The sequence below is a fragment of the Dyella sedimenti genome, assembly GCF_022760995.1.
GTDB lineage: Bacteria > Pseudomonadota > Gammaproteobacteria > Xanthomonadales > Rhodanobacteraceae > Dyella > Dyella sedimenti.
Genome location: NZ_JAKWJO010000003.1, coordinates 511,257 through 531,526 on the forward strand (window position 1 = coordinate 511,257; position 20,270 = coordinate 531,526).

12 protein-coding genes and 1 pseudogene are annotated in these 20,270 nt (G+C 68.1%); 4 read left to right on the forward strand and 9 right to left on the reverse strand.

Annotation, left to right across the window (positions count from 1 at the left end):
* Positions 1-55: 55 nt before the first annotated feature.
* The 8 genes from MJ605_RS09985 to MJ605_RS10020 all read right to left on the reverse strand — a co-directional run bounded on the left by MJ605_RS09985 (position 56) and on the right by MJ605_RS10020 (position 15,226).
* Positions 56-877 carry a heme ABC transporter ATP-binding protein gene (locus MJ605_RS09985; protein ID WP_243041347.1) on the reverse strand — a complete coding sequence of 274 codons (822 nt, stop codon included), beginning with the start codon at positions 875-877 and terminating at the stop codon, positions 56-58.
* Positions 874-1,932, reverse strand: coding sequence for a FecCD family ABC transporter permease (locus MJ605_RS09990; protein ID WP_243041349.1), 1,059 nt, complete (start codon positions 1,930-1,932; stop codon positions 874-876). Before MJ605_RS09990 ends, MJ605_RS09985 begins: the two co-directional genes overlap by 4 nt.
* The gene (locus tag MJ605_RS09995; protein ID WP_243041351.1) at positions 1,929-2,786 is read right to left on the reverse strand and encodes a heme/hemin ABC transporter substrate-binding protein; all 858 of its coding nucleotides are present in this window, start codon (positions 2,784-2,786) and stop codon (positions 1,929-1,931) included. Before MJ605_RS09995 ends, MJ605_RS09990 begins: the two co-directional genes overlap by 4 nt.
* Positions 2,779-3,864, reverse strand: a complete 1,086-nt coding sequence (locus MJ605_RS10000) for a hemin-degrading factor (protein WP_243041353.1) — start codon at positions 3,862-3,864, stop codon at positions 2,779-2,781. The genes MJ605_RS09995 and MJ605_RS10000 overlap by 8 nt, the downstream gene beginning before the upstream one ends.
* A 15-nt stretch (positions 3,865-3,879) precedes the next feature.
* The gene (locus MJ605_RS10005) at positions 3,880-6,183 is read right to left on the reverse strand and encodes a TonB-dependent hemoglobin/transferrin/lactoferrin family receptor (RefSeq protein WP_243041354.1); all 2,304 of its coding nucleotides are present in this window, start codon (positions 6,181-6,183) and stop codon (positions 3,880-3,882) included.
* A gap of 212 nt (positions 6,184-6,395) precedes the next feature.
* A complete protein-coding gene (locus MJ605_RS10010) occupies positions 6,396-9,221 on the reverse strand; it encodes a TonB-dependent receptor plug domain-containing protein (protein WP_243041357.1) in 2,826 nt (941 codons plus the stop codon).
* A gap of 158 nt (positions 9,222-9,379) precedes the next feature.
* A complete protein-coding gene (locus MJ605_RS10015) occupies positions 9,380-12,808 on the reverse strand; it encodes a GH92 family glycosyl hydrolase (RefSeq protein ID WP_243041359.1) in 3,429 nt (1,142 codons plus the stop codon).
* 60 nt (positions 12,809-12,868) lie between these two features.
* The gene (locus tag MJ605_RS10020) at positions 12,869-15,226 is read right to left on the reverse strand and encodes a GH92 family glycosyl hydrolase (protein WP_243041360.1); all 2,358 of its coding nucleotides are present in this window, start codon (positions 15,224-15,226) and stop codon (positions 12,869-12,871) included.
* Between the two features lie 501 nt (positions 15,227-15,727).
* On the opposite strand from MJ605_RS10020, the gene ahpC reads away from it, so the two are divergent.
* On the forward strand, positions 15,728-16,291 hold the full coding sequence (gene ahpC / locus MJ605_RS10025; RefSeq protein ID WP_243041362.1) for an alkyl hydroperoxide reductase subunit C: 564 nt from the start codon (positions 15,728-15,730) through the stop codon (positions 16,289-16,291).
* 201 nt (positions 16,292-16,492) lie between these two features.
* Positions 16,493-18,082 carry an alkyl hydroperoxide reductase subunit F gene (gene ahpF, locus MJ605_RS10030; protein WP_243041364.1) on the forward strand — a complete coding sequence of 530 codons (1,590 nt, stop codon included), beginning with the start codon at positions 16,493-16,495 and terminating at the stop codon, positions 18,080-18,082.
* A gap of 95 nt (positions 18,083-18,177) precedes the next feature.
* On the opposite strand, the gene MJ605_RS10035 is transcribed toward ahpF, so the two are convergent.
* Complete coding sequence (locus tag MJ605_RS10035) at positions 18,178-18,906, reverse strand: GAF domain-containing protein (protein WP_243041366.1); 729 nt, start codon at positions 18,904-18,906, stop codon at positions 18,178-18,180.
* Between the two features lie 357 nt (positions 18,907-19,263).
* Between MJ605_RS10035 and MJ605_RS10040 the strand changes: the two are divergent.
* Positions 19,264-19,727, forward strand: a pseudogene (locus MJ605_RS10040) (nuclear transport factor 2 family protein).
* 248 nt (positions 19,728-19,975) lie between these two features.
* Positions 19,976-20,209 (forward strand): hypothetical protein, encoded by a 234-nt coding sequence (locus MJ605_RS10045; protein ID WP_243041367.1) that lies wholly within the window; start codon positions 19,976-19,978, stop codon positions 20,207-20,209.
* The last annotated feature ends 61 nt before the right edge of the window (positions 20,210-20,270 follow it).

Below are 20,270 nucleotides of genomic sequence, written 5' to 3' on the forward strand. Positions count from 1 at the left end.
GGCGCGCCGTCACGAGGGACTCACGCCATGCCTGCTAGCCGTGCGGCGCACGCCCTCATTGCGCATGGAACAGCCAGTGCCGATCTGCCGTGAGGGAACGCCCCAGGCGGATGCCATACACGTGCGACAGCACCTCGGCATCCAGCGCCTGGGCCACGTTGCCGTGGCGCACCAGCCGTCCCTGCGCGAGCAAGGCCACCTCGTCGGCATAGCGCGCCGCCAGGTTGAGATCGTGCAGCACCACCACGACACCGTAGCCGCGCGCCGCCCAATCCCTGGCATGGCGCAGCAGCTGGTGCTGGTGCGCGATGTCGAGCCCGGCTTCCGGTTCGTCCAGCAGCAGCCAGCCGGGCGCGTCGCGGCAATCCCATATCTGCGCCAGCACGCGCGCCAGTTGCACGCGCTGCTGCTCGCCGCCGGAAAGCTCCAGGTAATTGCGGCCACGCAAGTGATGCGCGCCAGTGGCCTGCAGCGCCGCCTCGACCACCTGCCGGTCGGCCATGCCGGGCGTCGCCGCGCCATGCACGCTGCGCCCCAGCATCACCACTTCCTCCACCCGGAACGCGAAGCCCAGCCGTACCTGCTGGGACAGCATGGCGCGACGGCGGGCCAGTTCGGTCGCGCTCCAGCGGACCAGCGGCTTGCCATCCAGCGCCACGCTGCCCAGCGACGGCCGGCACAGGCCGGCCATCAGGCCGAGCAGGCTGCTCTTGCCGGCGCCATTGGGGCCGACCAGCACCAGCAGGCGTCCCGGCTGGGCTACCAGGTTCACCGCCTGCAGGACGCGCCGCCCGCCAAGGCTCAGGTGGACCTCGCGCACCTCCAACAGGCCCGCCACCGCGGTGGACGCCGCCCGCCAATCCAGGGCCAGGTTCATGTCCCCTCCCCCATGCGCAGGCGCAGCAGCAGCCACAGGAAGAACGGTCCGCCCAGCAGCGCGGTGATGACGCCGATGGGCAGCTCCGCCGGCACCACCGCCACGCGCGCCACGGCATCGGCGCCGATCAGCAGCGCCGCCCCGGCCAGCGCCGAGGCCGGCAGCAACAGGCGATGGTCAGGCCCCCAGATCATGCGCAGCACATGGGGCACCAGCAGGCCGACGAAACCGATCACGCCACACATCGCCACCGCCGCGCCGGTGGCCAACGCCACCAGGGCGATCAGCTCGCGGCGCAGCCGTTCCGGATCGAAGCCCAGCAGCGCCGCCTCGCGCTCGCCCAGCAGCAACGCATTCAGGCCCGGCGCATAACGCGGCAGCAGGCACAGCGGCGGCAGCATCAGCGGCGCCACCGCCGCCAGCCGCGTCCAGTCGGTGCCGCCGAGGCTGCCCAGCGTCCAGAAGTTCAGGTCGCGCAACTGGTGCTCGTTGGCCAGAAAGGTCAGCAACCCCACGCCGGCCATGGCGATGGCGTTGATCGCCACCCCGGCCAGCAGCAGCGTCGCCACGCCGGGGCGGCGGCGCCCGATCACGTAGACCGCGACCGTTGCCAGCAAGCCGCCCGCGAACGCCGCCGCCGCAATGCCGAACGAGCCCAGCACGCTCGGCAGCACGGCCAGCAGCCGGCCGCCCAGCACGATCATGCCGATGGCGCCCACCGCGGCGCCGGCGGAGACGCCGATCAGGCCCGGCTCCACCAGCGGGTTGCGGAACAGCCCCTGCATGGTGGCGCCGCTGCATGCCAGCGCCGCGCCGACCAGCGTCGCCATCGCGACGCGCGGCAGCCGCAGCATCAGCACCACCAGGTCGCCCTCGCGCGCCGCCTCGCCCATCACGGCGCGCCACAACGCACCGACTACTTCACCCGCGGGCAGAGGCATGGCACCGCTGGCCATGCCGACGACCGCCATGGCCAGCAGCAACGCCAGCAGACCCGCCAGCGGCAAGCCCCGCCCCGAACGGACACGACGATGGGCGAACACGACGGCGCTCATGGCTGGAGCTGGATGGCGGCAAGCACGCGCTGCACGGCCAGCTCCTGTGCCGCGTTGCGCGACCCGAAGCCGAGCAGGGCCTGCCCCTCGACCAGCACGACGCGCCGGGCGCGGCCGGCCGGCGTCATGGCGACGCCCGGCAGCTTGAGCGCGCCGTCGATGCCACCCCACGCCTCGGACCGCTCGCGCATCATCATGATTACGTCCGGCGCCAGCGCAGCCAGCGATTCGGGCGACACGGCCTTGTAGCCATCGAGGCCGCTCGCCGCATTGACGCCGCCGGCCAGCATGATGGCGCTGTCGGCGGCGGTATCCCTGCCCGCCGCCATCGGGCTGCCGGCACCGGCGGACATCAGGAACAGCACGCGTGGATGGCGCGGCATCGCCGCCACCGCCCTGCCCAGCGCCGCGTACTGGCCCCGGAGCTGGTTCGCCAGCGTCTCGGCGGCGGCCTTGCGCCCTACCAGGTTGCCCACCTGTTCCACCTTGGCCACCACGGCGTCCGGCGTGCGCGCCACCGGCAGGGTCTCGATGCGCACGCCCGCCGCGCGCAACTGGTCGAGCACCGCCGGTGGCCCGGCGTCATGCGTGGCCAGGACCAGTTGTGGGTGCAGCGAGAGCACGCCCTCGGCCGCCAGCTGCCGCACATAGCCCACGTCGGGCAACTGGCGGGCCGCCTCGGGCCATTGGCTGGTGCTGTCCACGCCCACCAGGGCCTGCTGCGCGTCGAGGGCGTAGACGATTTCCGTGATGTCGCCGCCCAGCGCCACCACGCGCGGTGCGTCGGCCGCGCGCGACACCCATGGCATGGCGACGAGCAATGCCGCCAGCCACCATGAGAACCGCTTATGCATCGCCGTCCTCCAGTGCCGGCAGACCCTCGGCGAGCACACGCCAGGCCTCCAGTTCGGGCACGCCGGGCTTGCGCTTGCCGAACACCTGCATGATCTGCCCGCCCCTGGCGTCGTACAGCTCCAGCGAGGTGACGTGCCCTTCGGGCGTGGGCTTGCTCACCACCCAGCTCTCGGCGACATGATCCTCGCGCAGGTGCAGGTCGAAATCCTCGTCGAGCACGTTGAACCAGGGCCCCATGGCCTTGAGGTTGCGCACCGGTCCGCTGTGGATCTGCACCACGCCGGGCGAACCGACGAACACCATGACCGGCAGGCCGCTGGCGGCGGCCGATTCCAGTACCACGCGGACCGAGCCCTGCCGCACGCGCCGGGCGAACTCCGGCCCGGCCACGCGCAGCGCCTGGGTGCGCGTGACCTTGTGCTTCTTGAGCATGGCGAAGAAATCGTGCGGGTCGCGCAGGCGGCGCCAGTGCTCGCGCAGCGAGGCCGCATCCACCGCCTCGTCGTCCAGTTGCAACGGCAGCCGCTCCTTCACCGGGGCGATCTCCAGCAGCGGCGACTGCACGGCCGCGGTGAAGCGCGCGACCAGGCGCGACCAGGCATCCGCATCGCTGCGCTCGGTGAGATAGACCTTGTGCACCGCGCAGCCGTCGCGATCGAAGAACTGCAGGCTCTGCAGCCAGCGCCCGTGCGATTCCTCGCGCACGGCGAAGCCGAACACCCAATGCCTGAGGAACAGGCGCAGGTCGATCGCCTCGTTGAGCACCAGGCCCATCACGCTCTCGATCTCGATGTTGCCGTAGCTGCCGCGCTTCTCGTGCACGCAGCTGTCGTTGCGGGTCAGCGCCATCACGTGGCCGAGTTCGGGCAAGGTACGGATCAGGTCGGGCCAGGGACCTTCGAGACGGGTGACGCCGTCGCCGCAGCGGCTGGCCACCAGTTCGCCCTCACTGACGCCGAGGCGCTCGGCCATGTCGCGGATGCGCAGCGTCGGCTCATCGCGGCGCAACTGGCGCCAGGCTTCCAGCAGCAAGGGCGGCGTCGAGGCGGATGCAGGGGAAGTGCTGTCGTTCAACATATCGTGGCGCTCCGGTCAGAAGATGATCTTGGCGGCGACGCTGAAGGTGCGGCCGGGCATGGTGAGACGGTCGGCGGGCAAGCCGCCGGTGCCGGCGTCGTTGAGGCCGTTGCCGGTGACCAGGTTGCCCAGCGTGCCGCCGTTCAAGTTGCCCCAGTCCCAGTACTTGCGATCGGTGAGGTTGCTCACCCCCGCGTACAGTTCCAGGTTGTCGATGGGCGTGTAGTGCGCGTAGAGATCCAGCGTGCCGTAGCCACCCGGACGGAATGCGGTGGGATCGCTCAACTGCGTATGGCGGCGCACGGCGGTGCCGATCAGCTCGGCGCCCCACTGGCTGGCGTCGTAGCTGATGCCGAGTACCAGCTTGGCCGGGTCCACCGTGTTGAGCGGGCTGTAGCCGGTATCGCCCGGCTGGATCAGCCGTCCGGTGGCGACGGCGGCGCTACCCTTCAGGGCCCAGCCGTCCAGCGCATCGCTGAAGCGGCCGAGGCGCAGCGCACCGCTCGCCTCCGCGCCCTTGATGTAGGCCTTGGGCGCGTTCACCGACTGGTAGAACAGGTTCATGCCCGGCAGCACCTGCACCCAGCTCGGTGCCTGCGCGACGGGAATGGAGTAGCCCGACCAGATGAAGTTGCGGTAGCGGTTGTAGTACGCGGCCAGGTTGAACCAGCCCGCGTCGCCCTTGCCGCGCAGGCCCAGTTCCGCGCCCTTGCTGGTCTCGGCCTTGAGCTTGTCGTTGGGCAGGAAGGCGATGTTGAAGCCGGGGATCGGCTGCTCGTTCCAGGCGCCGGCGATCTCGCTGTACAACGGCGGGCGGAAGCCCTGCACGTAGTCCACGTAGGCGCTCAACGTGTCGTTGAAGTGCCACAGCACGCCGAGCTTGGGCGTGGCGCGGGTCTTTTCGTAGTTCTCGCGGACGTAGCCTGGATTGTAGGCGGCATACAGCGCGTCCTGCTGCGGCTTGTACTCGTAGCGGTCCACGCGCACGCCCGGCGTGATGGCGAGACGGCCGCCGAAGAGGCCGATCTCGTCCTGGCCGAACACCGCGTAGCGGTCGGTGGTGCTGCTGGGAATCAGGTGCAGCGGATAGTTGCCCGGCAAGAAGGACTTGTCGCTGCCGGTGGCGCCGGTGCGCTTGTTGATGCCGTAGCCGCCGGCGGTGGATTCAGCGTCGGTGCGCGACAGTTCCACGCCATAGCTGATGGTCTGGCTGACCTCGCTGCCCTCGCCCAGTTGCTTGACCGCCACCAGCTTGCCGCCCGCCACCTTCTCCTGCAGCGGCAGGTTGTCGTAGAAGCGCGCGACCGTGGCCGTCTCAGTCTGCGTATCGGTGCGCGTACGGCTCTTCTGCCAGTACGCGTTCCAGTCCAGTGTATCGGCCAGCACGCCGTTGAGCTGGGGATACCACTGCCCCACGCTGGCACGCACGCGCATGTCCTCGTCCTGCGAGTTGTAGTAGCTCGCGCTCGGCGTGATGTTGGACAGCGAGTCGGTGCGCGTGCGCGTCTGCGAGCCATCCACCACCACGCGGTCGGTGCGCCCGCTGGCGGCGGTATGCACGTACTTGCCCAGGAAACTGTCCAGGCCGTAGGTCTGCGGATCGGGCCGGGTGCGCGTGGCGCCGCTGCCGCCGACGTCGCCCATGTTGCCGGTCTCGTGGCCCTCGCGGTGGTTGGCCACGAACAGCACGCCGTTGCTCGCATCGCCGCCGGCCAGCGTGGCCGTGGAGGACAGGCTGCGGTCGGTGCTGTCGTACTGCTCCTTCAGCGACACGTAGTTGCCGTGGCCATCGCGCAGGTAGTCCGCTGGGTCCTTGGTATGCAGGCTGACCACGCCGCCCAGCGCATCGGAGGGATACAGCACCGAGGCGGGACCGCGGGTGATCTCCACCTGCTTGATGTCATCCAGGTCGATGAAGTTGCGCCCGGCGCGGAAGCTGCCGCCGGCCACGTCGGCGCCGAACGAGGCGGGCATCGAGACGTCGTCGATCTCGATGCGCGTGCGGTTGCCCGACAGGCCACGGATGTTGAAGCTGTCCAGGCCGAAGCGGCCGGCGGTGCCGATCACCGACACGCCCGGCTCGTACTGCACCAGGTCGCGGATGTTGAGCACCAGATGGCGGTCCATCTGCACGCGGTCGATCACCGAGACCGTGCCCGGCGTGGTGAGCTGGATGGTGGGCGCCAGGGCGGTGACCTGCACGCCGGGCAGGTCGGTGGCGCTGTTCGCGCCGGTGGCGGGAGCGGCCGGTTCGGCGGCCAGGACAGGCAGGGCGAGCAGCGCGCCGATCAGGGCGGCCAGCGGGGTAAGACGCAGCATGTGGAACCATTCCTTTGCCAAGCGTGGAAGTCACGCGGCGGGCTGGCGAGGAAGGCGCTACTGCTGCCTGGGCTGGCGGCCGATATCGTGGGAAAAGGACGCCCCGCCGGAGCAAGGCGTCAACTAAATGAGAATGTATCTCATTCGTAAAAGTTACGTCAACAGGGGATGTGGACGGCGGGCCGGCACGTGCCCGGCCCGCCGCCGTTGCCTCACTTGCCGAAGTCGAAGCCGACCTCCAGGTACAGCGCACGGCCGAGCGCGTTGTAGTCGCCCTCGTCGTAGTACGGCCAGTTGCCGTTGGTGATGTCCTTCGGCGGGCGCTTGTTGGCGATGTTGTTGACCACCAGCGAGATCGAGGTCATCGGGGTCACCTTGTAGTTCACGCTGCCATTGAAGGTGATCCACGGCCCGATGTTCTTCTCCGTGCCGATGGCGTTCCAGGTGCGGCCGTTGCGGATGCCGAACAGCGTGCTGCTCCACTTGCCGATGTTCCAGGTCACCGTGCCGGACACGCGGCTCTTGAACTCGTCGGAGTTGGCGCAGCACAGGTAGTTGATGGTCGGGTCGCCGGTCTTCTCCTGGTAGGTGTGCTTGAGCTCGTCGTAGTAGTCCAGCCCGAACTGGAAGCTGCCCAGCGAGGCCGTGGTCAGGTGGTAGTTCAAGGTGGACTGGATGCCGGTCTGGTATTCCGACGCTACGTTGATCGGATAGGTGTCCACCTCCTGCACGCCGCCCGGGTTCACCGGGTCGGTGGACGGCAGGCGCTTGACCTCGCCCAACACCTCGCGGCAGGTCGGCGAGTTGATGTCGTAGGCGGTCTGGCCGTTCTCCGAGGTGCCGAGGCGGCAGTCGGCCTCCTGCTCCAGGATCTCGTCGTTGCCCAGCGTCACCACCTCGTTGGAGATGCGGATGGCGTTGTAGTCCACCGACCAGCTCAGGTTGTTGTCCGGCGTGGACCAGACGAAGCCGTAGGTGAACGACTTGGCGGTGATGTCCTTCAGGCCGGTGTTGCCGGAGGACACCGCCAGCATCGAGGTGCCGGCCTGCGCGCAGTTGTCGTAGGTCTGCGAGTTGTAGCCCTGCTGGCGGCACTTGTAGTAGTCGGTGGACTGCGAGTACCCGCTGCTGCGCGAGGAGAACAGGTAGAACATGTCCGGCGCGCGGAACGCCGTGGCGTAGCTGCCGCGCAGCAGCAGCGTGTCGATCGGGCGGTATTCCAGGCCCAGCTTGTAGGTCGCCTTGCCGTTGCCGCCGCCCGCGTAGCTGTACTTGTCGTAGCGGCCGGACACGTTGGCGGTCAGCGTCTCCAGCAGCGGGACGCGCATCTCGCCGCCGAAGGCGTACTGGCTGCGCTTGCCCGCCGCCGCCGTGCTGCCGGTAACGCCGCGGAAGTAGCCCTCGTCGGCCAGCGGGCTGGCCGAGCGGTTGTCGAAGCGCTCGTTGCTGTTCTGCACGATGGCCGCGAAACCCACGTCACCGGCCGGCAGGGTGAACAGACTGGTGGTGTTGGTGGTGATGGTCTCGTTCTGCGTCCACGACATCGAGCTCGCGCGGTTGGTGGCGGTGAACTGGTTGTACTGGGCCTGCGTCAGCGGTTGATACAATCGATCTAAATTCGGGGCATAAATGGGATAGCCGTTGGCGTCGGTACCCAGCTGCGGCCCCAGGTAGTAGTTGTCGATGCCGTTGTTGGCCAGGAAGTCGGTGGACTTGCGCACCACGTTGGACTGCGAGCGGTTGTAGTAGGCGTCGTAGTCCCAGCTGGAACTGCCGATGCTGCCGCGCACGCCCAGGCTCACGTTGTAGCTGCGCGTGAACACGTGCTGGTCGGTGGCGTCGGCGCCCACTTCCTCCGGCGCGAAGATGCGCTGCCACTCCTCGTACTGGCCGCTGGCCTGGTTATAGAAGGTCTGGTTCCAGAACGGGCTGCCGCCCACGTAGGTGGGATTGCTGAAGCTGTACAGCATGTCGGCGTACAGCTCGGTGCTGTCGTTGATGTGGTAGCGCGCGAACAGCGAGCCGTTGGCGTCGGTGCTCTGGTTGGCCAGGGTGGCGAAGCTGACGTTCTCCGGACTGCCGCAGTAATAGCCCAGGCTGGAGCCGGCGCGGTAACTGTAGGACGTGCTGCCGTGGTACAGGTAGCTCAGCGGCGCGCAGGTGGCCGCGCCCGGGTCGATGTAGTGCGCGTTGTCGCCCGCGGCCATGCGCAGGAAGGTGCGTGAGTTGACCGCGCCCTTGCCGGTCGGGTCGTCGTCATAGGAATCGATGTAGCTGCGCTGGTAGGCCCAGATCGGGTTTTCCTTGGACAGCTGGATGCCGCCGCTCAGCTCGAAGTCGCCCCACTGGTGGCCGGAGCTGACCTGCAGGCGCTTGCTGGCACCGCCGCCGTCGCTGTAGTCGCCGTAGCGCAGCGAGACGTGTGTTCCCTCAATGTGGTCCTTCAGCACGATGTTCACCACGCCGGCGATGGCCGCCGAGCCGTAGATCGAGGACTGGCCGCCGGTCAGCACGTCGATGTGGTCGATCAGGCCCACCGGGATGTTGGCGATGTCGGTGATGTTGTTGTTGCCGTTGTAGGCCAATGGGTAGCTCGCCATGGGCCGGCCGTTGAGCAGGGTGAGCGTGAAGCTCGGGCTCAGGCCGAACAGGCTGATGGTCTTGGCGCCCGGCGTGTAGCCGCCGGTGAACTGCGGGTCCTGCACCGAGCCGTTGGCGATCGGCAGCGCGCGCAGGGCCTCGAAGGTATCGGCGAAGCCCTGGCGGTCGATGTCCTTGGCGGTGATCGTGGTCACCGGCGAGGGACCCTCGATCTGCGCGCGCGGGATCAGCGATCCGGTGACCTGCATCACCTCCAGCTTCTTGGCCTTTTCCTGCTTGGCCGCGTCCGAATCATCGGCATGGGTGTCTTGCGACGAGGCCGCCTGCGTCTGGGCGGGTGGATCCACCGGCGCTGCGTCCACGCCGCCGGCGAAGGCGCGCGTGATCGAGAGTGCCAGCAGAGACAGCGTACATGCACCAGCAAAAGTCGGTTTCATAGAGCAACGTTTCTCCCCAAGGTTGACTTACCCCACTGCCGCGTCGCGGCAGTCCTGCACAGACTCAAGCGCAACGACCTGCCCCCGGATGAGGGCAAACACCTCCCCTACCGCAGGTGGCGAGCACCTGCGGCCAGTGTGTTCCGCGTTGAATCAACTCATTGCCCGGTTGCGATCCCGAGCCATTCGATCTCCGCCAGGTTCACCGCGTGTCCGGCCCCATCCGGAACGACGCGCCAGCGGTAATGCGTGTACTGTCCCGGCTTGGCGATGGCGAAGGCACGCGTCTGCCGGCGCCACGGGAACCGCTCGCCCTGGCGGCGATCGAGCACGGTCCAATGGACGCCGTCGGCGGAGCCTTCCACCACCCAGTCCGAGGGATCACCTCCCGGCTGCGCGCCGGAAGTCAGTGTGTACATGGCCACCGCCTGCGCGGTCGCGAAGGTCGCGGCGGTCTCGCGCAGCGTGGCCTCGGTGTCGGAGCTGTCGTCGCTGACCGCGGCATGCGCCTGCGCCTTGCCATCCACGCTGACCTGCGCGTGCAGGGCATCGGCCAGGTCCACCAGCGGCTGCGGCTTGCCGCCGTCCGGCGTCAGCGAAGGCAAGCGTTCGTTGGGCGCCGAGCCCCACGCGGAGGGCTGCGGCCCCATGGTGAACACCAGCTCGGCGCCGGCCGCCAGGTCGGCATGGGCCAGCCAGTCCTTGTCGTAGGGCTGGCCATTGAGCGTCACGGACTGGATGTAGCGGTTGCGGTCGCTCACCCCGGGCGCGCGGATGTCCAGCGTGCGGCCGTTCTCCAGATGGATGACCATGCGCGGGAAGTACGGCGCGCCGATGGCGTAGGTGGGCGTGCCCATGCGCAGCGGGTAGAAGCCCGCCGCGCTGAACAGCCACCAGCCGGACATCTCGCCGTTGTCCTCGTCGCCGGGATAGCCCTGGCCGATCTCGCTGCCCACGTACAGGCGCGACAGCGCGTCGCGCACCTTGTCCTGGGTCTTCCAGGGCTGGCCGACCAGGTCGTACATGTACAGGATATGGTGGGACGGCTGGTTGCTGTGGCCGTACTGGCCCATGCGCACGTCGCGCGCCTCCAGCATCTCGTGGATGACGCCGCCGTAGGCGCCGGTGTGGAAGTCCGTGCCGGCGGCGAAGAACGCATCGAGCTTGCGCGCCAGGCCCTCGGTGCCACCGTACAGGCTGGCCAGCCCCTGGGCGTCCTGCACGCCCTCGAACGCCATGTTCCAGGCATTGGTCTCGGTATAGTCGCCGCCCCAGGCCCGCGGGTCGAAGGAGGCGGCGTCCGTGCGCCAGCCGCCCTCGGGCGTGCGGCCGACGAAGAAGCCGACCTGCGGATCGAACAGGTTGACATAGCCCTGCGCGCGGCTGTGGAAATAGCGCGCGTCGTCGGCATAGTGCGCCGCGTACGGATCGTCCGCCGCATGATCGGCGGCGAGCTGCTGCGCCAGCTCGCCGATGCCGAAGTCGTTGAGATAGCCGGCCATCGACCACGACAGCCCCTCGTCGGTGCCGTTGTCCACGTAGCCGCGGAACACCGAGCGCGCCAGCCCCTTGCGGCCGGCGCCGGGCACGTCGCTGATTACCGTCGCGTCCTTCAGCGCGGCCTGGTAGAACGAGCGCACGTCGAAGTTGCGCACGCCCTTGTTCCACGCATCGGCGAAGGCCACGTCGGCGCTGGTGCCTACCATCAGGTCGGCGTAGCCGGGCGAGGACCAGCGGGCGATCCAGCCGCCATCGCGGTACTGCTGCACGAAGCCGTCGATCATTTCGCCAGCCAGCGTCGGCGTCAGCAGCACGTAGGCCGGCCATGCCGTGCGGTAGGTGTCCCACAGGCCGTTGTTGACGTAGGGCTTGCCCGGCAGCACGCGCGCGCCGGTCTGGTTGGGCGTGTTGTCGCCGGCCGGCGCGGAGAACGGGCTGGCGTAGCGGAAGTCCGGCTGCGCCACCGTGCCCACGTTCTCGAAGGCCTCGTTCGGATAGAGCGACAGGCGATACAGGTTGGAATACAGCACGGTCTTGTCGGCGGCATTCGCCCCCGGCAGTTCCACCTTGCCCAGCAGTTCGTCCCAGCGCGCGGCGGCGCGGGCCTGCACGGTGTCGAAGGTGTCGTCGTCGGCGATTTCCTGCGCGAGGTTGCGCTTGGCCTGCTCCAGGCTGATCAGCGAGGTGGCGATGCGCATCGTCACCGTCCGCTCCTTGCCGGTGTCGAAGCCGAACCAGCCGGCGACGTGCTCGCGGACCTGGCCCGGGTAGCGGCCGCTCTCCGTCACGGGGCGGTCGAAGGTGGCGTAAAAGAACAACCGCGTCGCGCCGGTGGAAAGCCGGCTGGCCACATCGGAATAACCACTGAGACTCGCATGGGAGGGGTCGAGCGTCAGGCCACCATGGTCGTCGCGGTTGTCGAAAACGAGCTGCGAGCGCTTGCCCGCGAAGGTGAAGCGCATCATCGCCGCGTGGTCGGTCGGCGTCATCGCCGCGACGATGCCGTTGTCCAGGCGCACCTGGTACAGGTCGGCCCGTGCGATTTCCTGGCCGTGCGAGAAGCCCAGCGAGCGCGCCGCGCGGTCCAGCGGCGGCGCGCCATTGGCCACCGCGGCGGGCATCACCTGGAAGGTCTGGCGGTCGCCCATCCACGGGCTGGGCTCGTGGCTGAGCGCCAGGGCCTGCAGGCGCGGGCGGTTGTCGTCGCCGTTGCGCTCCTGGTACTGGTAGATCCAGTCCGAGCCGGCGCTGGTGGTCGGCGTCCAGAAATTGAAGCCGTGCGGCCAGGCCACCGCCGGGAAATTGTTGCCGCGCGAGAAATGCCCGTTGGCATAGGTGCCGCGCCGCGTCTCCACAAAGGCATGCGGCGGCGCCTCCGCGCTGGCCGGCGCGCGTTCGAGCAAGTGCACGTCGTCGAGATAGCCGTGGAAGGCTGCGCTGCCGGCGGGCGCGGCTTCCGCAAGTTCGATGGCGACCACGGTGCGCCCCGCCGCCACCGCGCCCACGTCCACGTCGATGGCATTCCACTGGTTGTCGTGCAGGATGCGCGCCCCGCCCTGCGCGCCCGCCTCGGCGCGCACGCGGTGCTGGTCCAGCGCATCCAGTGCGGACAGGCGCGTGCCGTCGGCGAACACCAGGTCCAGCGCGACGTACTGGGCCGCGCCCCGGGCTTCACCGGCGCCGTCCGGGAACAGGCGGTAGTCCAGGTGCGTATCCGCCTTCACTGGATGCTTCAGGCGGAACAGCACCAGGCGGCGCGTACCGTCGGAAGCCACCGCCTCGGCGTCGTAGCGCAGGGCGTGCGTGCCGGTGAAACCGACGCCCGGCTTGGAGGTGAGGGATTCCTCCTTGCCGGGGCCGGGTACCACTTGCACGCGCCATCCGGCCACGCCGTCCTGCGCGGGCACCGGCTGGCCGGTTTCGAACGAGGAGGCGAAGGCCGGCGCCGGCGCGGCACTGGCTGCCGCAACCGGCAGGCCCGCGGCCACGGTCAGGCAGGCCGCCGCCCACGCGACGGAGAGATGCCTGCGGCCGGGCGTCCACGTCCTCGCCCCGGCCGCTTCCGGCCTAGTCTTGTTGCCCATCATCGCCCTGCCTCCCCAGACTGCACGATCAAGCGTTGTCGGTATGTTCCGTCGAAAACCCGCTCAGGACTGCGGCGGGAACGACGGCGGCGCCTTGGCGACATCGCTGCCCCACGCCGTATCCGGCGTGGTGCGCAGGTCGAAGTCCAGGTGGCCGCCCTTGGTGGCGAAGCTGGCCGGCAGCCAGGGCTGGTCGTGCGGCTTGCCGTCGACCGACAGGGCGTGCACGAACGGCGCGTCGCTGGCGGCGGCCGGGGCATCGATCACCACGTCGTCGCCGGCCCGGCGCACCACGGCATGCGGGAACAGCGGGCTGCCCAGCACCAGCTCGGCGCGGCCGGGGATCGCCGGGTACATGCCGAGCGCCGACCACACGTACCAGGAGGACATCTCGCCCAGATCGTCGTTGCCCGGGATGCCTTCCGGCGCGTTCTTCCAGATGGTGTTGAGCACCACGCGCACCGCTTCCTGGGTCTTGCCCGGCTGGCCGGCGAAGGCGTACAGCCATGGCGTGCCGATCGACGGCTCGTTGTCCAGTTCCGCGTGCAGCGGGCCCGCGCCGGTCAGCGCCCAATGGCCCTGCGCGTCGTGGAAGAAGCGGTCCAGCCGCGCCACCGCCTTGTCGCGGCCGCCGAGCTGCTCGAACAGCCCATGCACGTCGAACGGCACCATCCACAGGTACACCGCCGCGCTGGCCTCCACGAAGCCGTCGTCGGTATCCGGCGTGAAGGCCGGCCAGCTGCCGTCCTCGTTGCGGTTCTGGATGTAGCCGCCCTCCGGTGCCGCCTTCGGGTTAAACAGGTTGCGCCAGTAGCCGGCGCGGGCAAGGAAACGGCGCTCGCCCTCCGTGTCGCCCACCCGCGCGGCGAGCTGGGACAGCGCGAAGTCGGCGGTCACGTCCTCCAGCGTCTCGGCGGCGCCGCCCCAGGCATGCGACTTGGTGGCGATGTAGTGCAGCTTCAGCCACTGGTCGAGCGAGGGACGCTGGCCCACGCATTCCACGTTGCAGCCGTCGTCGGACAGGTCGTTCGCGGTCGGCTCAGTGGCCGCCTTAACCAGCGAGGCGTAGGCGCCGCGCAGGTCGAAGTCATGCCCACCGAAGGCATCGATGGCCGCCAGCGACGGCACCGCCGGGTCACCGCTCATCACGTGCGTGCCGCCGCTGTTGTGCGTCCAGCGGTCCCATTCGCCATGGTTCTGCTGCGCCTGGTTATAGAGCGACTGCGCGATGTCGCTGCCCACCTTCGGATAGAGCCAGGTCAGCAACTGCAGCTGCGAACGATAGATGTCCCAGCCGGAGAAGTTGGCGTACTGCACCTGCTGACGGCCATCGACGCGATGCGTCTTGCCGTCGAAGCCCAGGTACTCGCCGTTGACGTCGCTGTAGATGTTGGGATGCAGCAGCGAGTGGTAGAGCGCGGTGTAGAAGGTAGTGCGCTGCTCTGCCGTACCGCCCTGGATGACGATCTTGCCGAGCGCGTCGTTCCACGCCTCGCGGTTGCGCGCATGCACTTGGGCCAGCGTGGCGCCCCTGGCGATCTCGGCATCCAGGTTGGCCTGCGCATTGGCCAGGCTCACGTAGGAAATGCCCACGCGGACCTGCACCGTGCCGCCGGCCGGACCGAAGTCCAGCCACACGCCCGAGCCCTTGCCGGCATCCGGGAAGCCCTTGGCGCCATAGCCGGTGCCGCCGCGCGCCGAGGTGTGCCCGGGCTGCACGGCGGCATCCTGCCAGGCGCCGGTGCCGGCGAAGGCGTGGTCGAACTCCGCCACGAAGTACAGGGTGTAGTAGCTGCGCTGGTCGGCCTTGGCCAGGTAGCCGCAGAAGTTGCCGCTGGTGACCGAGCCGCGCACCGTGCGCGAGGCCTTGTCGACCGTAACGTTGGCGTCGCTGCTGCCCAGCTCCGAGTCAGAGGCGCGGATCAGCAGGTTGGCCGGCTTGCCCGCCGGAAAACTGAAGCTCGCCATGCCGCTGCGGGTAGCCGCCGCCAGTTCCACGCCCACGCCGTTGGCCAGGCGCACGCGGTAGTCGCCGACCTTGGCCTGCTCGTCGGCATGGGTGAAATCGCTGGCATACACGGCATCGGTCGCGTCCGCCGAGGGCGAACTGGTCACCGCCGTGGTCACCGGCATGAACGGCACGTCGCCACTGGCGCCCGCGCAGCCCGCGCCGGAAAGATGGGTCAGGCTGAAGCCGCGGATGCGCGTGGCGTCGTACTGGTAGCCGCTCGGCGAGGCGGTGTGCGTGTGCTTGCCGCGCGTGTTCTCCGGGCTCCACTGCAGCATGCCGAACGGCATGACCACGCCCGGATAGGTGTTGCCGCCATGGCGGCTGCCGATCAGCGGGTTGACCTCGTCGGCCGGCTGCGTCGCCTCGCCCGCCAGCAGCGGCGTGGCGAGGACCAGGGTCGTCCCGGCCAACAGGACCGCGATCGCCCAGCGACTTGCACGTGCCGATACAAACTTGCCCTGGCTCATTTCTTCTGTCTCCCCTCGGCCATCGGACATCGATGGTTTTTACGCTATTTAGATCGATCTAAATTCGTGCCCTGAAAAAAAGGCGTGCAGCCCATGGTTGAAGCGAACCTGATGATCGCAAGAAAAGCTGCCGGTCCCCGGCGGGTCAACTCTACCCGGCAATCGTCCCCGAAGCTTGCTGCAATGCGGAACGGTACGCAAGAGCCTGTTCCCTCCCCGTCGCGCAGCCGTCCCGGACACCACGCCGCATGTGTCTTGCCCATGGGTTTCACGCCGCTACTCCAGGGCTTCTGGCAACTTCGCAAGCTGGATCGGATCCATGGCGCCATGGCGGTCCATCCATAGCCAATCTCAATGGCGTTCATGTTAACAATCAATTGGCCCTATCAGCGCAAAAGCTTTACGCTTTGGACTCCACCAACCACAACCAACGGAAAAACAACGATGTCGTTGATCAATACCGAAATCAAACCGTTCAAGGCCCAGGCCTACAAGAATGGCCAGTTCGTCGAAGTGACCGATGCCTCGCTGAAGGGCAAGTGGTCCGTGGTGGTGTTCTACCCCGCCGACTTCACCTTCGTCTGCCCGACGGAGTTGGAAGACCTGGCCGACTACTACGACCAGTTCCAGAAGCTGGGCGTGGAGATCTACTCGGTCTCGACCGACACCCACTTCGCGCACAAGGCGTGGCACGACACCTCCGACGCGATCAAGAAGGTCAAGTACACCATGATCGGCGACCCGACCGGCGCGATCACCCGCAACTTCGACGTGATGATCGAGGAAGAGGGCCTGGCGCTGCGCGGTACGTTCCTGATCAATCCGGAAGGCCAGATCAAGCTGTGCGAGATCCACGACAACGGCATCGGCCGCGACGCTTCGGAGCTGCTGCGCAAGGTGAAGGCCGCGCAGTACGTCGCCTCCCACCCGGGCGAAGTGTGCCCGGCCAAGTGGAAGGAAGGCGAGAAGACCCTGAAGCCGTCGCTCGACCTGGTCGGCAAGATCTAAGCCGCCTGCCGCCATCCCGGCCCTTGCCGGGATGGCGGCGAGGGTAGATCCAGCGCTACCCGATGAATGCTTTGGCTCGCTGCATCGAGCCGTCATGGACCCGGCGGTGGCCGGGTCCACCTTCCGAATCCACGGCGTGCGCGACGCCCGGCCTCGCTGGGTGATCGTGGCGCTCATCCCGAAGAAACCGATGGAGTTCCCATGTTGGATGCCGATCTGAAGACCCAATTGCAGGCCTACCTCGAAAAGGTCGTACACCCGATCGAGCTGGTGGCCTCCCTCGACCAGAGCGAGAAATCGCAAGAGCTCAAGGGCCTGCTGGAAGACATCGCGTCGCTCTCGGACAAGGTCTCGCTGCGCCTGGACGGCAGCGATGCGCGCAAGCCCTCCTTCGCCATCAACCGCATCGGCACCGATGTCGGCGTGCGCTTTGCCGGCATTCCGATGGGCCACGAGTTCACCTCGCTGGTGCTGGCGCTGCTGCAGGTGGGCGGCCATCCGTCCAAGACCGCGCAGGAAGTGATCGAGCAGGTGCGCAACCTCGACGGCGAGTACCGCTTCGAGACCTTCATGTCGCTGTCCTGCCACAGCTGCCCGGATACCGTGCAGGCGCTCAACCTGATGAGCGTGATCAATCCCAACATCTCGCACGTGGCGATCGACGGCGCGCTGTTCCAGGACGAGGTGAACGAGCGCCAGGTGATGTCGGTGCCGACCGTGTTCCTCAACGGCGAGCTGTTCGACACCGGCCGCATGTCGATCGAGCAGATCGCCGGCCGCCTGGATACCGGCGCGGCCGAACGCGCGGCCGAGCGCCTCAAGGCCAAGGCGCCGTTCGAGGTGCTGGTGGTCGGCGGCGGCCCGGCCGGCGCGGCCGCGGCGATCTATGCCGCGCGCAAGGGCATCCGCACCGGCGTGGCGGCGGAGCGTTTCGGCGGCCAGGTGCTGGACACCATGGCGATCGAGAACTTCATCTCCGTGCCCTACACCGAGGGCCCGAAGCTGGGCGCCGCGCTGGAACAGCACGTGCACGAATACGACGTGGACGTGATGAACCTGCAGCGCGCCGAGCAGTTGGTCCCGGCCACCACCGAAGGCGGCCTGCACGAGGTGCGCCTGGCCAATGGCGCCACGCTGAAGGCCCGGACGGTGATCCTCTCCACCGGCGCGCGCTGGCGCAACATGAACGTGCCGGGCGAGCAGGAATACCGCAACAAGGGCGTCACCTACTGCCCGCACTGCGACGGCCCGCTGTTCAAGGGCAAGCGCGTGGCGGTGATCGGCGGCGGCAACTCCGGCGTCGAGGCGGCCATCGACCTGGCCGGCATCGTGGGCCACGTCACCCTGCTGGAGTTCGACGGCAAGCTGCGCGCGGACGAGGTGCTGCAGCGCAAGCTGCGCAGCCTGCCGAACGTGGACGTGATCGTCAGCGCGCAGACCACCGAGGTGCTGGGCGACGGCCAGAAGGTCACCGGCCTGGCCTATACCGACCGCAGCAGCGGCGAGAGCCGTCAGCTGGCACTGGAAGGCGTGTTCGTGCAGATCGGCCTGTTGCCCAACAGCGAGTGGCTGAAGGGCACGGTGAAGCTGTCGCCGCGCGGCGAGATCGAAGTGGATGCGCGCGGCGAGACTTCGGTGCCGGGCGTGTTCGCCGCCGGCGACGTCACCACCGTACCGTACAAGCAGATCGTGATCGCCATGGGCGAAGGTTCCAAGGCCTCGCTGAGCGCCTTCGACTACCTGATCCGCCTGCCGGTGGAACAGCCCGCCAAGGAAAGCGTCGCGGCCTGACCGGCGACGTCCCCGCGCGCCCAGCGCGGGGGATGAAAACGCGAAGGCCCGCTTTGAACCGAAGCGGGCCTTCGTCATTTCAGCGATATGAAGCGCTACACGGTCTCGCCGCCGAGTTCCGCGCCGATGGCGTGGGCATACTTCTCGATGAGCTGAACGGTGGCCTGGTCCAGGCGCCGGGGCTCCGGATCCAGGGCGCACAGCGTTCCGAAGAACTGCCCGTCGCGGCGGTAGATCGGCACCGAGATATAGCTCTCGAAGCCGTACAGGGCCGGCGTGCGGTGCCTGGAAAACACCGGGTGGATGCTCGCATGGTTGAACATCACCGTCTGGCCATGCTGGCGGATTTCGTTGCAGATGGTGGTTTCCAGCACAAGGTCCTGCCCCGGCTGCAACCCGAAGTTGATCGTGTCGTAGACCACGCAGGCCGTCCATCGCATGTCGGACACCCTGGCGATGGTGGTGAGCCGCATCCCGGTCTCGCGCGCGACCGCCTCCAGGATCTCCATCACGCCCGGGATATGCGCGACGAGGTCGAGGTCGCGTATCGCCGCGATGTTCTCGGCGGCGGTCGGGGCCGAGGTATCGTCCAGGGTGATGCGGTCGATCACGCGACGCTGCAGGCTGAGGCGCGATACGCGATGCACGAAGTCGCGCAGGTCGAGCGTCAGATGGCGCAGCCCGGGGGCCGTGCCCGTCACCACCAGGCATTGCACATCGAGCCGCACGTCCACCAGTTGATGCTTCGATTTGAAACAGCCGACCTCCGAGGCGAAGGCCTCGATCCAGTAGTGGTCGGGGCGGGGACTCAGGAAGGCCACCATGACCGGCTCCGCGCCCTCGTATCCGTTCACGGACGGCGACGGCATGTCGAAGCCCACGACGGAGGGCGGCCAGGCATATGCGGATGAAATATGCTGCGAAGACATCGTTTTCGTCCCCTACACGTTGCCTTGAGCCTAAGTATGCTCGAAACGCCGCCGCGCGGGACAACCCGCGCGGCGTCTCATTCCGGCATGACATGACAGGACGCACGGCCGCCGCCCTGCCGGCAAGCGGCATGCCACGCGACGGCCACGCCGGCTACGATGCCGTACCGGCAGCCAGGGCGATGCCGCCGGGCAAAACCCGTTCGAAACGCATCCCTCCCCGCCGCCGACCACGAAACCAGCGAGGCTTCCATGACCCGACCGCCGCTTCCTCCCTTCACGCTGGAAAGCGCCTCGCAGAAAGCGCGGCTCGCCGAGGATGCATGGAACACCCGCAATCCCTCCCTGGTGGCGCAGGCCTATACGCCTGACAGCCAATGGCGCAACCGCGCGCAATTCCTGGAGGGGCGCGAGGCTATCGAGGCCTTCCTGACGCTCAAGTGGCAGCGCGAGCTGGACTACCGGCTTATCAAGGAACTGTGGGCCTTCCGCGAGAACCGCATCGCCGTGCGCTTCGCCTACGAATGGCATGACGACAGCGGCCAGTGGTACCGCAGCTACGGCAACGAGAACTGGGAATTCGACGAGGCCGGACTGATGCGCCGCCGCATCGCCAGCATCAACGACGCGCCGATGCCGAGGCCGATCGACGCTACCACTGGCCGGCAGGCCGGCGTCCGGACGACCACCCCTCGCTGTCCGAACTCGGTTTCTAGCGGCGCGGCTACGTCCGGAACGCCCGGGCGATCGCTTATAACCCGCAGGTTCTGGCGACATGTGAAACCATCATTTTGCGGCGCAACACATGCCGCAAACACTATCCCTGCCTTCGGCAGCGGATTCTCGTGCCGGTCCTTCCCGGCACGCCCCAGGGACAAGCCCGCTTTTCCGACGAACCCCCGCCGCGCGTCACGCGCGGTGCGCACGGATGCGCGCGACCACCACCCATAACGAGAAGAATCCATTGAAAACGCGTATTGCCCTACCCGCCAACGCTGCCGCGCTGGCGATCGCCGCCGCGCTGTCGCTGCTCGCCCATCCCGCGCAGGCGCAGTCCACCACCGGCAGCATCTTCGGCCAGGTCGCCGCCAACGGCGGCGAGACGGTGCTGATCAAGAGCACCACCGGCATCGCGCGCACGGTGCCGGTCGATAGCCACGGCCGCTACAACGCAGGCGAATTGCCGCTGGGCACTTAGAGCCGCTAACAAAACTCCGGAAGATTCCGTAAGCAGATGATCGAGCAGGCAAGCGACAGCC

What these genes read in the sequence shown, in the direction of transcription:
- MJ605_RS10015 (WP_243041359.1), bottom strand. Translation starts at nt 12,808, where the DNA reads ATGATGGGCAACAAGACTAGGCCGGAAGCGGCCGGGGCGAGGACGTGG.
- MJ605_RS10000 (WP_243041353.1), bottom strand. Translation starts at nt 3,864, where the DNA reads ATGTTGAACGACAGCACTTCCCCTGCATCCGCCTCGACGCCGCCCTTG.
- MJ605_RS09995 (WP_243041351.1), bottom strand. Translation starts at nt 2,786, where the DNA reads ATGCATAAGCGGTTCTCATGGTGGCTGGCGGCATTGCTCGTCGCCATG.
- MJ605_RS09990 (WP_243041349.1), bottom strand. Translation starts at nt 1,932, where the DNA reads ATGAGCGCCGTCGTGTTCGCCCATCGTCGTGTCCGTTCGGGGCGGGGC.
- ahpC (WP_243041362.1), top strand. Translation starts at nt 15,728, where the DNA reads ATGTCGTTGATCAATACCGAAATCAAACCGTTCAAGGCCCAGGCCTAC.
- MJ605_RS10035 (WP_243041366.1), bottom strand. Translation starts at nt 18,906, where the DNA reads ATGGTGGCCTTCCTGAGTCCCCGCCCCGACCACTACTGGATCGAGGCC.
- ahpF (WP_243041364.1), top strand. Translation starts at nt 16,493, where the DNA reads ATGTTGGATGCCGATCTGAAGACCCAATTGCAGGCCTACCTCGAAAAG.
- MJ605_RS09985 (WP_243041347.1), bottom strand. Translation starts at nt 877, where the DNA reads ATGAACCTGGCCCTGGATTGGCGGGCGGCGTCCACCGCGGTGGCGGGC.
- MJ605_RS10005 (WP_243041354.1), bottom strand. Translation starts at nt 6,183, where the DNA reads ATGCTGCGTCTTACCCCGCTGGCCGCCCTGATCGGCGCGCTGCTCGCC.
- MJ605_RS10010 (WP_243041357.1), bottom strand. Translation starts at nt 9,221, where the DNA reads ATGAAACCGACTTTTGCTGGTGCATGTACGCTGTCTCTGCTGGCACTC.